General features: G+C 64.0%; 16 protein-coding genes. 6 read left to right on the top strand and 10 right to left on the bottom strand.

Annotated features, from left to right (window positions below; translation table 11 throughout):
- Positions 1-9 precede the first annotated feature (9 nt).
- Positions 10-489, top strand: coding sequence for an SsrA-binding protein SmpB (gene smpB, locus MIN45_RS11490; protein ID WP_286292397.1), 480 nt, complete (start codon positions 10-12; stop codon positions 487-489).
- Between the two features lie 148 nt (positions 490-637).
- On the opposite strand, the gene MIN45_RS11495 is transcribed toward smpB, so the two are convergent.
- The 6 genes from MIN45_RS11495 to MIN45_RS11520 all read right to left on the bottom strand — a co-directional run bounded on the left by MIN45_RS11495 (position 638) and on the right by MIN45_RS11520 (position 3,874).
- Positions 638-943, bottom strand: a complete 306-nt coding sequence (locus MIN45_RS11495) for a heavy-metal-associated domain-containing protein (protein WP_286292398.1) — start codon at positions 941-943, stop codon at positions 638-640.
- A gap of 13 nt (positions 944-956) precedes the next feature.
- Positions 957-1,337: a mercuric transporter MerT family protein gene (locus MIN45_RS11500; RefSeq protein ID WP_337250346.1), complete on the bottom strand. Its 381-nt coding sequence runs from the start codon at positions 1,335-1,337 to the stop codon at positions 957-959.
- Positions 1,338-1,392: 55 nt separating this feature from the next.
- On the bottom strand, positions 1,393-1,788 hold the full coding sequence (locus tag MIN45_RS11505) for a MerR family transcriptional regulator (RefSeq protein WP_286292399.1): 396 nt from the start codon (positions 1,786-1,788) through the stop codon (positions 1,393-1,395).
- Entirely contained in the window at positions 1,776-2,237 is a 462-nt protein-coding gene (locus MIN45_RS11510) for an NUDIX domain-containing protein (RefSeq protein WP_286292400.1), read from the bottom strand. The genes MIN45_RS11505 and MIN45_RS11510 overlap by 13 nt, the downstream gene beginning before the upstream one ends.
- Entirely contained in the window at positions 2,237-2,908 is a 672-nt protein-coding gene (locus tag MIN45_RS11515; RefSeq protein ID WP_286292401.1) for a class I SAM-dependent methyltransferase, read from the bottom strand. The genes MIN45_RS11510 and MIN45_RS11515 overlap by 1 nt, the downstream gene beginning before the upstream one ends.
- 87 nt (positions 2,909-2,995) lie before the next feature.
- Positions 2,996-3,874, bottom strand: coding sequence for an HDOD domain-containing protein (locus MIN45_RS11520; RefSeq protein WP_286292402.1), 879 nt, complete (start codon positions 3,872-3,874; stop codon positions 2,996-2,998).
- A 106-nt stretch (positions 3,875-3,980) separates the two neighbouring features.
- Here MIN45_RS11520 and MIN45_RS11525 point away from each other — a divergent pair, with 106 nt between their 5' ends.
- Both MIN45_RS11525 and mrcB read left to right on the top strand, forming a co-directional pair.
- Positions 3,981-5,816, top strand: a complete 1,836-nt coding sequence (locus MIN45_RS11525) for an EAL domain-containing response regulator (protein WP_286292403.1) — start codon at positions 3,981-3,983, stop codon at positions 5,814-5,816.
- Between the two features lie 3 nt (positions 5,817-5,819).
- Positions 5,820-8,153, top strand: a complete 2,334-nt coding sequence (mrcB, locus tag MIN45_RS11530; RefSeq protein WP_286292404.1) for a penicillin-binding protein 1B — start codon at positions 5,820-5,822, stop codon at positions 8,151-8,153.
- Here mrcB and MIN45_RS11535 read toward each other — a convergent pair.
- The 3 genes from MIN45_RS11535 to folE are packed head-to-tail and all read right to left on the bottom strand — an operon-like array spanning position 8,150 to position 9,844.
- The gene (locus MIN45_RS11535; RefSeq protein ID WP_286292406.1) at positions 8,150-8,341 is read right to left on the bottom strand and encodes a hypothetical protein; all 192 of its coding nucleotides are present in this window, start codon (positions 8,339-8,341) and stop codon (positions 8,150-8,152) included. The two genes, mrcB and MIN45_RS11535, sit on opposite strands and share 4 nt — an antisense overlap.
- Entirely contained in the window at positions 8,325-9,287 is a 963-nt protein-coding gene (gene hemH, locus MIN45_RS11540) for a ferrochelatase (RefSeq protein ID WP_286292407.1), read from the bottom strand. The genes MIN45_RS11535 and hemH overlap by 17 nt, the downstream gene beginning before the upstream one ends.
- The gene (gene folE, locus MIN45_RS11545) at positions 9,284-9,844 is read right to left on the bottom strand and encodes a GTP cyclohydrolase I FolE (protein WP_422732663.1); all 561 of its coding nucleotides are present in this window, start codon (positions 9,842-9,844) and stop codon (positions 9,284-9,286) included. The genes hemH and folE overlap by 4 nt, the downstream gene beginning before the upstream one ends.
- Positions 9,845-9,961: 117 nt before the next feature.
- Here folE and MIN45_RS11550 point away from each other — a divergent pair, with 117 nt between their 5' ends.
- The 3 genes from MIN45_RS11550 to MIN45_RS11560 all read left to right on the top strand — a co-directional run bounded on the left by MIN45_RS11550 (position 9,962) and on the right by MIN45_RS11560 (position 12,841).
- Complete coding sequence (locus MIN45_RS11550; protein WP_286292408.1) at positions 9,962-10,522, top strand: formaldehyde-activating enzyme; 561 nt, start codon at positions 9,962-9,964, stop codon at positions 10,520-10,522.
- A 270-nt stretch (positions 10,523-10,792) separates the two neighbouring features.
- Positions 10,793-12,163, top strand: a complete 1,371-nt coding sequence (mgtE, locus tag MIN45_RS11555) for a magnesium transporter (RefSeq protein WP_286292409.1) — start codon at positions 10,793-10,795, stop codon at positions 12,161-12,163.
- 48 nt (positions 12,164-12,211) lie between these two features.
- Complete coding sequence (locus MIN45_RS11560) at positions 12,212-12,841, top strand: MarC family protein (protein ID WP_286292410.1); 630 nt, start codon at positions 12,212-12,214, stop codon at positions 12,839-12,841.
- A 50-nt stretch (positions 12,842-12,891) separates the two neighbouring features.
- Here MIN45_RS11560 and MIN45_RS11565 read toward each other — a convergent pair whose 3' ends face one another.
- Positions 12,892-14,901: a sodium-translocating pyrophosphatase gene (locus MIN45_RS11565; RefSeq protein ID WP_286292411.1), complete on the bottom strand. Its 2,010-nt coding sequence runs from the start codon at positions 14,899-14,901 to the stop codon at positions 12,892-12,894.
- Between the last annotated feature and the right edge of the window lie 95 nt (positions 14,902-14,996).

Below are 14,996 nucleotides of genomic sequence, written 5' to 3' on the forward strand. Positions count from 1 at the left end.
AGCAAAATTATGGCCAGCAAGAAAAAAAACAAGGATTCCGGCAACGTCATCGCCGTCAACCGGCGCGCGCGGCACGACTATTTCATCGAGGAAACCTACGAGGCCGGATTGGCCCTGGAGGGCTGGGAGGTCAAGAGCCTGCGCGCCGGCCGGGCCAGCCTGGCGGAGAGCTACGTCCTCATCAAGGACGGCGAGGCCTGGCTGTTCGGCGCCCACATCACCCCGCTGCCCTCGGCCTCGACCCACGTGCAAGCGGATCCCACCCGCACCCGCAAGCTGTTGCTGCACAAGCAGGAGCTGCACAAGCTCATCGGCCAGGTGGAACGGCGCGGCTACACGCTGGTGCCGCTGAAGCTGTACTGGAAGAAGAATTGGGTCAAGCTGGAAATTGGCCTTGCCAAGGGCAAGAAGCTTTACGACAAGCGCGCCGTCGAGCGTGAACGCGACTGGCAGCGGGAGAAACAACGTCTCGTCAAGCAGACCCGGTAAAGACCAACAATGATCCAAGCCGCAGATGGCGGCCAGGTGTCCGCAGGGTGTACCCGGCCTGGATGGCCGGGTATCGAGCGTCCAGGGATGGCTTCACAGGGTCACGGAGGACGCCTGGCCGCCATCCGCACCCAGCTGACAGCGACGCCTACCGCTTCACCGCTGCCGGATAGCCGGCATCGCTGACCGCCTGGGCCAGCCGCTCCGGCGACACCCGGGCCGGATCGAACACTACCTCCGCGGTTCCCCGCGCCATGTCCACCTTGGCGGACTGCACCCCCTCCACCTGCTTGAGGGCGTTCTCCACTGTGTATTTGCACATGGCGCAGCTCATGTTCTTCACCGTCAGGGTCACCTGCTGCAGCGGCCGGGCGGCTTCCGGCGCCACCGCCGCAGGAGAGAGCGGGAGCCATCCCAGCGTCAGAACCGTTATCAGAATCGCACCTCGCAACATCGCTTCACCTCAATCAGTCGAGAAACCAGGGGGCATACCAGGGGAAGGCGATCAGAGCCAGGATCGCCACGGTCAGAATCCAGAAGACTAAGCGCTGCCGCCGCCGGACCTGTGGTGCAGCACAGGCGGCCCCTTCCCCACAGGGTTGCAGATAGAGCCTGTAAAAGGCGCCGCCGAGTAACGCCAGGGTCAGGACGATGAACAACGGGCGGTAAGGCGACAACGCCACCAACGAACTCATCCAGCTGCCCCCCACGCCCAGCAGCACCAGGACGAACGGCCCCACGCAGCAAAGGGAGGCGCCCACAGCCGCCAGCACCGCGCCGACGCCGAACCACTTGGGCGCGGCGGTCTTCTCCACCTTGGTCGTTCCGGTTTGCATCTCGGTCGCCATCTCGTCTCCTCCGTTGGGGGAAAGCTTCATCCTACGCCCGGAGCAGGCTACGGAGTCAAGCCTCGTCCGCCAGCAAACGGCGCAACAGCTCGCACCCGGAAGTCGGTTGCTTTCTACAGCTGCCGACGGCCTCGGCCAGTACCGTCCGCAGACGCTCCAGCTCCGCCAACCTGGCCTCCACCTGGGCCAGTTTTTGTTCCGCCAGTTGTTGGACCTGACGGCAATCGGCCTGTTCCAAACGGAGCAGTTCGCCGATTTCCCGCAGGCTGAAACCCATACGCTGGGCCCGCTTGATGAAGCGCAGGCGCTGCAAGTCCGCTTCCCGGTAGCGGCGAAAACCGGACGGGGGCCTTTCCGGAACGGGCAGCAATCCCAAGCGCTGGTAGTAACGGATGGTTTCCACGTGAACGCCGGCACGACGCGCCAGCGCGCCGATGGTCAGAGCGGCCATCGCTCCCAGCCGTTGGGACGCAGCGGCGCCGGCCGACCGCTTTCGCGGAAACGGCGGTAGTCGGCCAGCACGCCGGCATGGTCGAAGGCCAGCGGCCGGGGCGGCCGATCGGGATCGACGACGATTACCGTGCGGGCATCGTCGGCCGCCCGTGGCATGCCGGCGGCTTCCCCGACGAAGACCACGGTCACGGTATGACCGCGGGGATCGCGGCGGGGATCGGAATACACCCCGAGCAACGCCAAAAGCCGCACCTTCAGGCCGGTCTCCTCGACCATCTCCCGCAAAGCCGCCCGCTCCACGGTTTCACCGATCTCGACGAAACCACCCGGGATGGCCCACCCTGCCGGCGGATACTTGCGTTCGATGAGCACGATCGGCCGCCCCGGGCGGTCGCCCAGCTCGATGATCACGTCGGCGGCGAGCAGGGGCGTCTGCGGCCTTGGCATCAGGCGGCAGTGCGGGGTTTGACCTCGATCAGGCGAAAGGTCGCATTACGCATCCGCCCGAGCACCACGTTATCGACCACCTCGGCGTCGGCCGCTTCAGCGACCCTGCGGAAATCGTCCCAATAGGTGACCTGGCCGAAATGGATGGTCGTCACCTTGTGCAGCATCGGCTTGATCTTTTCCGCCAGCGGCGAACGACGCTCATGGAAGGTCTGGGTGAAATAGACCCGCCCTTCGGGTTTGAGCAGGGAAAGCACGTGCGCGAGCGCAGTGACCGGGTCCGGCAACAGCATGAAACTGCCGCTGAAGTAGACCGCATCATAGGGACCGCCCTGGTGATCGTAAACCGACTCCAGCTGCACTTTGACTTGCCCGCTCAGACCGGCGCGCTCGAGGGCCTGGCGGCAGCGGGTCACGTAGTCCGGGTCGATATCGATACCTAGGATTTTCAACGCCTTGCGTCGGATCAGCGTGGCGTTGGCCGCCACCGCCCCGCCGGTGCCGATACCGACGTCTAGCACCACCGCCCCGGCTGGCAGCCGTTCCAGGACCGCCCGGTACCAGTCGATGGTCAGTTTGGCGAAAGTGTGATCGTAAATCAAACCGCGCAGATGGCTGACGAGGGAACGGCGCGGCATACGGGCTTCGGCTTGCTCGGTATTGGCGTTCATGGCCTTTTCTCATTATCGTTATGGGTATGCGTCCGACCTGTCGAAGTATACTGGTTCCGGCGTGGCGGCAAAACCTTCAGGGCCGGTTCAGCTTCCCAGCAGCAGATTGGAAACCGCGTCGAACTGTTCGTCCGCCTGGGCTTGCGCCTGTTCCAAAGCCGCATCGGAAACCGCCGCCAGGGCGAGCCATTCTTTGTAATGTGGAGGGAGTTTCTCGATGCCCAGCCCCAATACCTTGTTCCGGCTCAGGACCAGGGAGGCGGTGACGATGGCGGTCTGCTCCCGGAAGTCCTCCGCTTCCTCGGGGCGCCCGTGCCAAGCCAGGGTGGTGACGATCACCTGGGGCAATTGCCAGCGCCGCGCCAGTTCCGCGGCCAGTTGATAATGGTCGAAGCCATAGGTGAGGCGCTCCGCTTCGGTTTCGTCGAACGCGCCGCCTTCGGCCAGCAGCAATGCGGCCCGGGCCAGCTCGGGAATCTTGGCATAGATCACCAGACGGCCGATCTCGTGCAGCAACCCGCAGACGAACAACGGCTCAAGATCCGGTTCCATCCTGCTGTGACGCCCCAGTTCTCGCGCCAACAGGGCGCCCCAAACGCTCATGTGCCAGAAGACCCGCATCTCCATCAGCGGATTGGCGTAGCGGCCGAAACGCTCGATAACGGTGGTCGCCAGCACCAACTGGCGCAACGCCTCCATGCCGATGAGAGAAATGGCGTGGGCGATGGAAACGATCTGCCTCGGAAACCCATAAAAAGCGCTGTTGACCAAGCGCAACAGCCGGGCGCTCACGCCGGGATCGTGCTCGATCACCTGCTCGGCGTCCCGTACCGTCTTGCGGGGGTCCTCGATGATCTGGCAGAGTTTGCGATAGATCTCCGGCGACGAGGCCAGTTGCACGTCCCCCCGAAGCAGACTGTCAATGTCGAGCCCCGTTTCCCAGGAGTTCGGTGGCGTATGGTTCATGCTTTCCCCCGGTCGTTGTATGCAAGCGGTCACAGTTTGTGGCCTGCCTGTTAAAAATAGGCTATAAGTACACTCACAACAACAAAGGAACTGCTGGATCCGGTTCATGCCATCGCCTGCCGCCCTCGCCTTCAACAAACGGATTCTGATTGCGGAAGCCAACGAACACCACGCCCGGCAAATCCATCAGATTCTGTCCCAGCACGGCTTTTCCCGCCTGGAAAGCGTGGGCGACGGCAAGGCGTTGAGAAAGCTGCTGCAACAGACCAAACCCTGCGACATCGGCCTTCTCATCCTCAGCCTCGAACTGGAAGACTGCGACATCGTGGCGCTGTGCCGCTCCCTGGCCGACGAGCAAGGCGAATACCGCATCCCCGTCGTCGTGCTTTTCGATCCCAAACGCATCGAGGCACCGCACCTCAAAGACCTGATGGCGCTCCAGGGCGCCGGCGTCACTCTGGTGGAGAAACCGATCCGGGCTCAGGAATTCCTGCCTCTGGTGCAACTGTCGTTGATTCTCAAGCATGAACGCGATCATACCCTGGCCCAACAGGAACGAATCCTCACCGAGCTGGCGGAACACAAAATTCTCGAGGCCCGCCTCAAATACCTGATCCTGCACGACGAACTCACCGGGGTGGGCAACCGCCGCCAGCTGGAGCAAACCCTGCAGCTGGCGCTGCATCGCTGTCAGGCCTACAAGCAGCCGGCCGCCCTCCTATATCTGGACATCGACCGCTTCAACGTCATCAACGATCTGGAGGGCCACGACAGTGGTGACCGTCTCCTGGTCGAGCTGGTCAACGTCATCCGCCAGCAGCTACAGGGAAAATACGAGCTGGCCCGTATCGGTGCGGACGAATTCTGCCTCTATCTGCCCAACTGTGACCGCCACCAGGCCCTGGCCACCGGGGAAAAGATCCGCCAGGCGGTGGAATCCTTCCGTTTCCTGACCTCCAACGACTGCTACCACATTTCCATCAGCATCGGCGTCGCCCTGCTCGAGCCCGGCGGCCCGCCCAAGCATCCCAACGAACTGTTGGCCCAGGCCCATCAGGCCTGTTACATCGCCAAAAACCGGGGCCGCAACCTAGTCAACCTGTACGATCCCAAGGACATGACCGCCACCCACTTCCACGACATCCAGTGGGTGCCCCTGATCCGCGAAGCGCTGCGTCACGACCGCTTCTTCCTGGTGTTCCAGCCGGTGATCCGCATCAGCGACGGGCTCGTCAGCCATTACGAGGTACTGCTGCGCCTGCGCCGGGAAGACGGCGAGATCCTGACGCCGGAGCGCTTCATCCCGGTGGCCGAACGCATGGGGCTGATCCACGCCATCGATCTGTGGGTGGTCGAGCACGCCATCGACTTTCTCGCCAGCCTGCCCCAAAACCAGTCACATCTGGCCCTGACGATCAATCTGTCCGGCCACGCGTTTCAGAACCGCCAGCTGCTGCCGCTGCTGGAGGAAAAGCTCAAGGCCACCTGGGTTCCCGCCAAAAGGCTGATCTTCGAAATCACCGAAACCGCCACCATCACCAATTTCGAGCGCACCCGGGAGATGATCGCCAAACTCGGCGCCCTCGGCTGCCGCTTCGCCCTGGACGATTTCGGCACCGGCTTCAATTCCTTCGAGCACCTGAAGAACATTCCAGTCCATTACATCAAAATCGACGGCCAGTTCGTTCTCAACCTCCCCCACGACCCCACCGACCGCATGCTGGTGGAGGCCATGGTGAAAATCGCCCACAACCTGGGCAAACAGGTGATCGCCGAATTCGTCGAAACGCCAGAGATCTTGCAACTTCTGCACCAGCTGGGGGTCGATTACGCCCAGGGGTTTCTGATGGGGAAGCCGGAACTGCAACTGCTTCCCGGCAACTCCGTTCCCTTGCAACCCTTTCTCGATTCGGATCCCCGGCAACACCAGCTCAACCACTGATTCATGACCAAAGCCTCCCGGCGTCGGCGCGCCGTGGAAAAACGCCGCCCGCAGCCTTCCCTTTGGCGACGTTGGCTGCGGCAACTGCTTTGGGGGTCGCTGGCCTGCGCCGCGCTTGTCGGCGCTCTCTATCTGGCCTATCTGGACTACCGGGTCCGGCACCAATTCGAAGGCCGGCGCTGGACGCTGCCGGCCAGCGTGTACGCCGTTCCGGTCGAGCTTTACCCGGGAGCCGCCTTTTCGCTGGCGGAAACCGAACACCTGCTGACCCTGCTGAACTATCGCCGCGACCGCCATCTGGGCAGCCAGGGCAGCTACTACCGTCGGCGCCAGGCGCTGACCCTCAGGACACGGGCGTTTCGTTTCCCAGACGGCCCCGAAGACAGCCAGCGGCTCCGGGTGCGCTTTCGCAGCCACCGCATCGCCGCCATCGAGGACCTCGACCACGGCGGTAGGGTGCCGCTGCTGAGGCTGGAACCGGTCCAGATCGGCAGCTTCTATCCCGCCCACAAGGAAGACCGCATTCTGGTCAAGCTGGATCAGGTGCCGCCGCTGCTGATCCAGACGTTGCTGGCGGTGGAAGACCGGGACTTCTACCGGCACCACGGGCTTTCCCCCCGCGCCATCGCCCGGGCCCTGTGGGCCGATCTGCGTGCGGGCCGAATCGTCCAGGGGGGTAGCACCCTGACCCAGCAGCTGGTGAAGAATTTCTTCCTGTCCTCGGAGCGGCGCCTGACCCGCAAGCTCAACGAGGCGCTGATGGCGCTGATTCTGGAGGCCCGCTATGACAAGGACGAGATCCTCGAAGCCTATCTGAACGAAATCTACCTGGGCCAGGACGGCGCCCGGGCGATCCACGGCTTCGGTCTGGCGAGCGAATACTACTTCAGCCGCAGCCTGGGCGAACTGCAATTGCCTCACATCGCCCTGCTCGTCGGTCTGGTGCGGGGACCGGCCTACTACGATCCGCGCCGCCACCCCGAAAGGGCATTGAAACGGCGCAACCTGGTCCTCGACATCCTTCACCGTCAGGGTATCATCGACGACCTAAGCTGGAAACAGGCCAAACGCCAGCCCCTGGACGTCACCCCCTATTTCCACCGCCCCAGCGCCCGCTATCCCGCCTTCCTCGACCTGGTGAAACGCCAGCTACGGCTGGAATATCCCGAAGAAGCGTTGACATCGGAGGGGCTCAAAATCTTCACCACCCTCGACATCCGCGTCCAGGACACCCTGGAACGGACCGTCGGCGAGGTGCTGCCGCGGCTGGAAAAGGGCTACCACATCAAAGGACTACAGACCGCTGCCGTGGTCACCCGCCGCGGCAGCGGTGAAATCGTCGCCTTCCTCGGTGGCCGCGATCCGCGCCAGGCCGGCTTCAACCGGGCCATCGACAGCGTACGTCCGGTCGGCTCCCTCATCAAACCGGCCGTCTATCTGACCGCCCTGATGCAGCCCGAACGCTACACCCTGATCACCTCAATCCCGGACACCCCGGTACGGCTCAGAAACCCCGACGGCACCTTTTGGCGGCCCCACAACTACGACCGCAAGGTCCACGGCCAGGTCCCCCTGCACACCGCCCTGGCCCATTCCTACAATCTGGCCACGGTGCACCTGGGGATGGAGGTGGGCCTCTCCCACGTGGCGCGCACGGTACGCCGGCTGGGGGTCAGCCGCCCCCTCAAGCTCTATCCCTCGATGCTGCTGGGGGCGGCGTCGCTGACCCCGCTGGAAGTGGCCCAGATGTATCAGACCCTGGCCAATCAGGGCTTCGCCATGCCGCTCAGGGCCATTCAGGCGATCCTGGCCAACGACGGCACGCCACTGCAACGCTATCCCCTGGCCCTGAAGCAAACCCTCGACAGCGGTCCCGTCTATCTGCTCGACACCGTGCTGGAGGAAGTGATGACCGCAGGCACCGGCAGCAGCGCCTACCGCATCCTGCCGAAGACGCTGACGGTGGCCGGCAAGACCGGCACCACCAACGGCCTGCGCGACAGCTGGTTCGCGGGTTTCAGCGGCGATTACCTGGCGGTCACCTGGATCGGCCGCGACGACAACCGCCCCACCCGTCTGACCGGCGCCCGCGGGGCCTTGCAGATCTGGGCCAGGCTGTTCGCCCGTATCGCCCGCAAGCCGCTGCAGCTGCCGGTTCCCGAGACGGTGGAATGGGTTTGGATCGATCCGCAAACGGGAAGACGGGCCGACGACCAGTGTCCAGGAGCGCAGCGTTTTCCCTTCATCGCAGGCTCGGCGCCCGAAGCGCCCGCCCCCTGTCTGCAGCGCCGCCCGGAACCTGCACCGCTGCCCGGCTGGCTGCGCCGCTGGTTCTAACGCCGCCGCCTTTCCCGCAGGTTCATCCCCAAAACCAGCATCACCGCCCCGGCCACCGCCGCCATCAGGGCGTTTTCGCGGCTGGCCCCCAGGTACAGCGCGCCGTAACCACCGACGGCCGCCCCCAGGCCACTGAAGGCCAGGGCGCGCATCATCCGGCAGAAGGCGCAATCACGCAAGTCTTTCATGACGCTCCTCGGCCAAAGTCCGCATCAAGGCAAGATGACGCGGGGAATCGTTGAGGGCGGGGATATAGCGGTACCGCCCTCCCCCCGCCTGGAGGAAGATCTCCCGGTTGGTGCCGGCGATCTCCTCCAGCGTCTCCAGGCAATCCACCGCAAACCCGGGGCAGACCACGTCCACGGACCGGACCCCCTGCTGCGGCAGGCGTTGCAGGATCTCGACACAATAGGGTTCCAGCCAGCGGGCCGGACCGAAGCGGGACTGGAACACCAGCATCCAGTCATCGGTGCCGAGCCCCAAAGCCTCGGCGATCAGGCGGGCGCTGGTGACGCACTGGTCGTAATAAGGATCCCCCTGGCGACGGCTTTTTTCCGGCAGGCCGTGGAACGACAGCAGCAGCTTCTCCGGCCTGCCCTGACGCTTCCAGAAGTCGCGGATGCTGCCGGCCACCGCTTCGATGTAGGCGGGATGGTCATGATAGTCGCTGCGGAAACAGAAATCGGGCTGGACCGGCAGCCGGGCGAGAATCTCCGTCAGGCGGTCGAACACCGAGGCGGTGGTGGTCTGGGAATACTGGGGATAAAGCGGAATGACGGTCAGCTTCCGCACGCCCTGACGCAGCAGTTCCTTCACCGCCGTTTCCATATCCGACTCCCCGTAACGCATCGCCAGCACCACCGGCAAACCAGCCTCCCGTGCCAGCGACTCGGCCAACCGGCGGGAATACACCGCCAGCGGGGAGCCTTCGGCCATCCAGATGCCGCGGTAGGCCTTGGCGACCTGCGGCGACCGCAGCGGGGCGATGACGCCATACAGCAGCGGCAGCCAGAGCGCCCGCGGCAGCGGCACCACTCGTCTGTCGCCCAGAAATTCCCGCAGATAGCGGCGCACCGCCCTCGGCGTCGGCGCCGCCGGCGTTCCCAGGTTGACCAGCAGAACGGCGCGGCTCACTGAACCTGGCGGTTGATGAGGTTGAGAAACTCGGAACGGGTACTGATGCGCTCGCGGAACAGGCCCAGCATCGCCGAGGTGGTCATCACCGAGTTCTGTTTTTCCACCCCGCGCATCATCATGCACAGATGTTTGGCCTCGATCACCACCGCCACGCCCCGGGGCGCGATGGCGGTCTGGATGGCGTCGGCGATCTGCTTGGTCAGGCGCTCCTGGATCTGCAGCCGACGCGAGTACATCTCGACGATGCGGGCCACCTTGGACAGACCGATCACCTTGCCGCTGGGAAGATAACCCACGTGGCACTTGCCGATGAAGGGCAGCAGGTGGTGTTCGCACAGGGAATAGAGCTCGATGTTGCGGACGATGACCATGTCCTCGGTATCGGCTTCGAAAATGGCGTTGTTGAGGACGTTCTCCAGCGACTGGTGATAACCGCTGTTGAGGTACCGGAACGCCGCTGCCGCCCGCCTGGGGGTGTCCACCAGGCCCTCGCGGTTGACGTCCTCGCCGATGGCCTGGATGAGCTCGGTAAAGATCTTTTCCATCTCTTTCATGGATCTGCCTGCAAGCTGAAAAAAGTGGTTTAGTATAACCCGGTTCCGCCATTTGACATTCGCGCTTCAAGCCGTAAGCTAACGGACTTCGCTACTCGAATCTATGGAGAAAAACCCATGAGCGAACGTATCGTCCTTCGCAGCGGCGAAGCCCTGGTGGCCGGCGGCCCGCCGGGAACCGCCGCGGAACCGGAAGTCATCATCGGCGAACTGGACGGCCCCGTCGGCACCGCCCTGGCCACCCTCACCGGCGATCAGGTGCCGGGCCACAGCCGGGTCTTCGCCATTCTCAACACCGACGTCCAAGTCCGCCCTCTGACCCTGATGGTGAGCAAGGTCACCGTCAAGGGCAAGATGGCCAAGAAATACACCAACATCCTGATGGGTACGGTCCAGGGCGCCATCGCCAACGGCGTGCTCGACGCCGTGCGCGCCGGCGACATCCCCAAAGACCGGGTCAACGACCTGGGCATCATCGTCTCGGTATGGCTGAACCCCATGGTCGGCGATCCCGACTACGAGTGCGACCACAAGGCCCTGTTCGAAATCCACCGCAAGGCCACAGCGCAAGCGATCCACAAGGCCATGCACAACCAGCCGGACATCGACTGGCTGCTGGAAAACCAGGACAAGATCGTCCACAAGTACTATCAGATGGGCCTGGAAGGCAAAATCTGAACTTTCTTCTCCGGGGGCAGATTCTTGCCCCCTTTCTTGCAGACACGCTACCCACGTGCTTTTTGCTTCGCAGGCCGCTTCAGGCGCCTTCTCACAGAAAACGCAATGCCAAAGCACCGTTCGCCAATCCGAAACCCGCGAGCAGCCCGATCCAAGATCGGCCTGTATGCTTTCTCCGTACCGCCCTCATTCTCTTAGGTGGGTTGGAATAGCTTGAAAGCACGGATTGCACGTGCTTAATCCGCATTTGACACCCCAAGGAACACCTCGATGCCCATCAGTGCCGAACACGACGATACCGAACGCCACTTAAAACAACTGACCGAGGACCTGGAAACCGGCAAACTCGCCCAGCTCAAACAGCTGCTTCAGGCCCTGACCCCCGCGGAAATCGCCGATTTGCTCGAGGCGCTCAAGCCTTCCGACCGTCTGGTGGTCTGGCGCCTGCTGCCACCGGAAGTGGCCGGTGAAGTATTGGTGGAACTGCACGAGGAGGTCCGTACCAGCCTTATCAAGGCTCTGGAAAAGACCGATGCCGAAGACTTGATCGAAGCCGCCGAGGCCCTCGATCCCGATGACCTGGCGGATATCGTCGAGGACCTGCCGGAAACCATCCGCGACAAGGTGGTCCAGGCCCTCAGCCGCCATGACCGCAGCCGCCTGGAACGGGTGCTGACCTATCCCGAGGACACCGCCGGCAGCCTGATGCGCACCGACACCATCACGGTGCGCCCGGACGTCACCCTCGACGTGGTGCTGCGCTACCTGCGCCAGCGAGGCGAATTGCCGGATCTGACCGACGCCCTTTACGTGGTGGACAAGGACGACAGGCTGATCGGCGTCCTTCCTCTGTCGGTGCTGCTCACCAGCGACCCGCACAAGACCGTGCGCGAACTGATGCTCACGGAAGTGGAGGCCATTCCCGCCACCCTGCCGGCTTCCGACGTGGCGATGCTGTTCGAGCACCACGACTGGGTTTCGGCCCCGGTAGTGGACGAGGAAGGCCGGCTGGTCGGCCGCATCACCGTGGACGACGTGGTGGACGTGATCCGCGACGAGGCCGAACACACCATCATGAGCCAGGCCGGCCTGTCGGAAGAAACCGACATGTTCGCCCCCGTTTCCGAAAGCGCCAAACGGCGGGCGGTGTGGCTCGGAGTCAATCTGGTCACCGCCTTTCTGGCCGCTTGGGTCATCGGCCTGTTCGAGGACACCATCCAGAAGGAAGTGGCGCTGGCGGTACTGATGCCCATCGTCGCCAGCATGGGGGGCATCGCCGGCACCCAAACCCAGACCCTGGTGATCCGCGCCCTGGCCTTGAAACAAATCGGCGAAGCCAACGTCTGGACCCTGCTGGCCCGGGAAATCGCCATCGGCCTGATCAACGGCGTACTATGGGCCATCGTGGTCGGCGTCATCGCCGCCATCTGGTTCCAGGCCCTCCACATCGGCTTGCTGATCGCCGCAGCGATGATCATCAACCTGCTGTGCGCCGCGTTCGCCGGAGTGATGATTCCGCTGCTGCTGGACAAACTGGGCATCGACCCGGCTCTGGCGGGTGGCGTGGTGCTGACCACGGTGACCGACGTGGTTGGCTTTTTGGCGTTTCTGGGACTGGCGTCCTGGTGGTTATTCTCTTAACATCGCCGCAACTGGATCGGGGCTTTTTCGGGCAGCCTTCGTGGCAATATGATCACACAGGACCCAACCCAATTCCTGTCCCTGTTCATCCCCCTGCTCATCATCATGGACCCGGTGGGCAACCTGCCGCTGTTTCTGGCCCTCACCGCTTCGTTCGGCATCCGCCAGCAACTGCGGACGGCGGCCGTCGCCTGTGGCTCGGCCGCGCTCATCCTGCTGCTGTTCGGCCTCACCGGCGATGCCATCCTGCGGTTCTTCGGCATCACCCTGCCGGCGTTCCAGATCGCCGGCGGGCTGATCTTCTTCATCTACGCCCTGCAGATGCTCAACCTGATTCCGGCAGCCCTGAAAAGCTCGGAAGCCGAGGAGCAGGAAAGCCTGCGCAGTGAGCACATCGCCCTGGTGCCGCTGGCCACCCCTTTGCTGGCCGGTCCCGGAGCGATCACCGCGATCCTGGTCTGGCAACAGGACCCGGCGCGGCGGATACCGTTGCCGGAGCTGACGCTGGTGATTGCGGCCGCCTGTACGGTCGTGTTCCTCGCCTTCTGCAGCGGCCGCTGGCTGCGGCAAGTGCTGGGGCTGGGGGGCATCGGCGTGGTCACCCGGCTCACCGGGCTGCTGCTGGCGGTGCTGGCGACCCAGTTCGTGGTGGACGGGCTGTTGGCGGTGCTGCGCTAGAAAAAAAACCGGCGATCCGCAGACCGCCGGCATCCGCTGCCCTGGGATTCTCAGACCAGGAGCGGGGCGATCACCAGGCTGACGATGGCCATCACGTTGATGAGGATGTTCATCGAAGGGCCCGAGGTGTCCTTGAAGGGGTCGCCCACGGTATCGCCCACTACGGTGGCCTTGTGAACGTCGGAACCTTTGCCACCGAGATTGCCCTTCTCCACGTATTTCTTGGCGTTGTCCCAGGCGCCGCCGGCATTGGCCATCATCAGCGCCATCAGCACGCAGGCCAACAGCGCCCCGCCGAGCATCCCGCCCAGGGCCTGGGGCCCGAGCCAGAAGCCGACGATCACCGGCGCGGCCACGGCGATCACCCCTGGCAATACCATCTTCTTCAATGCCGCCTGGGTGGCGATGTCCACGCAGCGGGCGGTGTCGGGCTCCGCCTTGCCTTCCAGCAGGCCCGGAATCTCACGGAACTGGCGGCGGATCTCCTGGATCATTTCGAAAGCGGCATCCCCCACGGCGGTCATGGTCACCGAGGCGATCAGCAGCGGAATGGTGCCGCCGATAAAAAGCCCGGCCAGCACGTCGGCGTCTCCCAGATGCAGGGAGAAATCCGGCATCCTGCTGGCGATGGTCTCGCCGTAGGCGGTGATGATCGCCAGGGCCGCCAGGGCGGCGGCGCCGATGGCGAAACCCTTGCCGATGGCGGCGGTGGTGTTGCCCAGCTCGTCGAGGGAATCGGTGATCTTGCGGGTTTCCTCCCCCAGGCCGCCCATCTCGGCGATGCCCCCGGCATTGTCCGCCACCGGGCCGTAAGCGTCGATGGCCATGGTGATGCCGACGGTGGCCAGCATCCCCACGGCGGCGATGCCGACCCCGTACAGGCCCACCAGACGATCGGCCAGGAAGATGATGGCGCTGATGGTCAAAATCGGCACCACCACCGACTGCATCCCGGTGGCCAGACCGGAGATCATCACCGTCGCCGGTCCCGTCTCGCCGGATTCGGCGATCTTTTCCACCGGCCTGCCGCCAGTGTAGTATTCGGTCACCAGACCGATGACGATGCCGCCCAGGGAACCGGCCAGCACCGCCAACCAGGCTTTGACGCTGACCCCGGCGATCAGGATCACCACCAAGGCCAGACCCATGAAGATCGCCGCCGCCCCCAGGGTGCCGATGCGCAGCGCCTTGTCGGCCGGCTTGTCGGCGTTCTTCTGCACCAGCCAGATGCCGGCGATGGACGACAGCAGCCCCGCCGAGGCCAGCGCCAAAGGCAGAAACATCAGCGCCGACCGCGACCCTACAGGCGCCAGCACGTCGGCGGCCATGGTCGAGGCCATGGCGATGGTGGCGATCATCGCCCCGCAGTAGGACTCGAAGATGTCCGATCCCATCCCGGCCACGTCGCCCACGTTGTCGCCCACGTTGTCGGCGATCACCCCGGGATTTCTGGGATCGTCCTCGGGGATGCCGGCCTCCACCTTGCCCACCAGATCGGCGCCCACGTCGGCGCTCTTGGTGTAGATGCCGCCGCCGACACGGGAGAACAGCGCCACCACCGACGCCCCCATGCCGAAGCCGTGGAGGGCGTGGGCAGTCTCGGGATCGCCGCCGAAGAACAGGTACATCAGCCCCAGGCCCAGCAGCCCCAGGGAAGCCACCGCCAGCCCCATGATGGAACCTCCGAAGAAGGCCACCTCCAGCGCCTTGGCGGGATCTCCGGAAGCGGCGGCCACGGTGGTGCGGACGTTGGCACGGGTGGCAGTCTTCATGCCGATGTAGCCGGCGGTGGCCGAGGCCGCCGCCCCCGCCAGGAAACACAGCGCCGTCTGCCAGCCCAGAAACTTCCACAGCAGCAGCAACAGCACCGCCACGAACGCCCCCAGGATCTGATACTCGCGGCGGATGAACACCATCGCCCCCAGATGGATCTGCTCGGCGATCTTGGCGATCCTGCCCTCACCCGCCGGCGTGGCCTGGACGATCTGGTAAATTTTGTAAGCGGCAAACAGCCCGCCCGCTCCCAGGAGCGGCGGTATCAGGTAAAGCAGATATTGCATGAGAAGCTCTCCCCCTGTTGTTTATTGAAATTCTGCGTTTCCTGAAATACCGCCTTTGGCGCAAGGCGTCAACCGTTTCTGCAATTCGGTTAAAC

Source organism: Methylomarinovum tepidoasis (assembly GCF_030294985.1).
Lineage (GTDB): Bacteria > Pseudomonadota > Gammaproteobacteria > Methylococcales > Methylothermaceae > Methylohalobius > Methylohalobius tepidoasis.

Bases quoted from the DNA above. Each gene is read 5' to 3' on its own strand.
- mrcB (WP_286292404.1), top strand. From the start codon at position 5,820: ATGACCAAAGCCTCCCGGCGTCGGCGCGCCGTGGAAAAACGCCGCCCG.
- MIN45_RS11535 (WP_286292406.1), bottom strand. From the start codon at position 8,341: ATGAAAGACTTGCGTGATTGCGCCTTCTGCCGGATGATGCGCGCCCTG.
- MIN45_RS11510 (WP_286292400.1), bottom strand. From the start codon at position 2,237: ATGCCAAGGCCGCAGACGCCCCTGCTCGCCGCCGACGTGATCATCGAG.
- smpB (WP_286292397.1), top strand. From the start codon at position 10: ATGGCCAGCAAGAAAAAAAACAAGGATTCCGGCAACGTCATCGCCGTC.
- MIN45_RS11565 (WP_286292411.1), bottom strand. From the start codon at position 14,901: ATGCAATATCTGCTTTACCTGATACCGCCGCTCCTGGGAGCGGGCGGG.
- mgtE (WP_286292409.1), top strand. From the start codon at position 10,793: ATGCCCATCAGTGCCGAACACGACGATACCGAACGCCACTTAAAACAA.
- MIN45_RS11525 (WP_286292403.1), top strand. From the start codon at position 3,981: ATGCCATCGCCTGCCGCCCTCGCCTTCAACAAACGGATTCTGATTGCG.
- MIN45_RS11500 (WP_337250346.1), bottom strand. From the start codon at position 1,337: ATGGCGACCGAGATGCAAACCGGAACGACCAAGGTGGAGAAGACCGCC.
- MIN45_RS11520 (WP_286292402.1), bottom strand. From the start codon at position 3,874: ATGAACCATACGCCACCGAACTCCTGGGAAACGGGGCTCGACATTGAC.
- MIN45_RS11495 (WP_286292398.1), bottom strand. From the start codon at position 943: ATGTTGCGAGGTGCGATTCTGATAACGGTTCTGACGCTGGGATGGCTC.
- MIN45_RS11515 (WP_286292401.1), bottom strand. From the start codon at position 2,908: ATGAACGCCAATACCGAGCAAGCCGAAGCCCGTATGCCGCGCCGTTCC.
- MIN45_RS11560 (WP_286292410.1), top strand. From the start codon at position 12,212: ATGATCACACAGGACCCAACCCAATTCCTGTCCCTGTTCATCCCCCTG.
- folE (WP_422732663.1), bottom strand. From the start codon at position 9,844: ATGAAAGAGATGGAAAAGATCTTTACCGAGCTCATCCAGGCCATCGGC.
- MIN45_RS11505 (WP_286292399.1), bottom strand. From the start codon at position 1,788: ATGGCCGCTCTGACCATCGGCGCGCTGGCGCGTCGTGCCGGCGTTCAC.
- MIN45_RS11550 (WP_286292408.1), top strand. From the start codon at position 9,962: ATGAGCGAACGTATCGTCCTTCGCAGCGGCGAAGCCCTGGTGGCCGGC.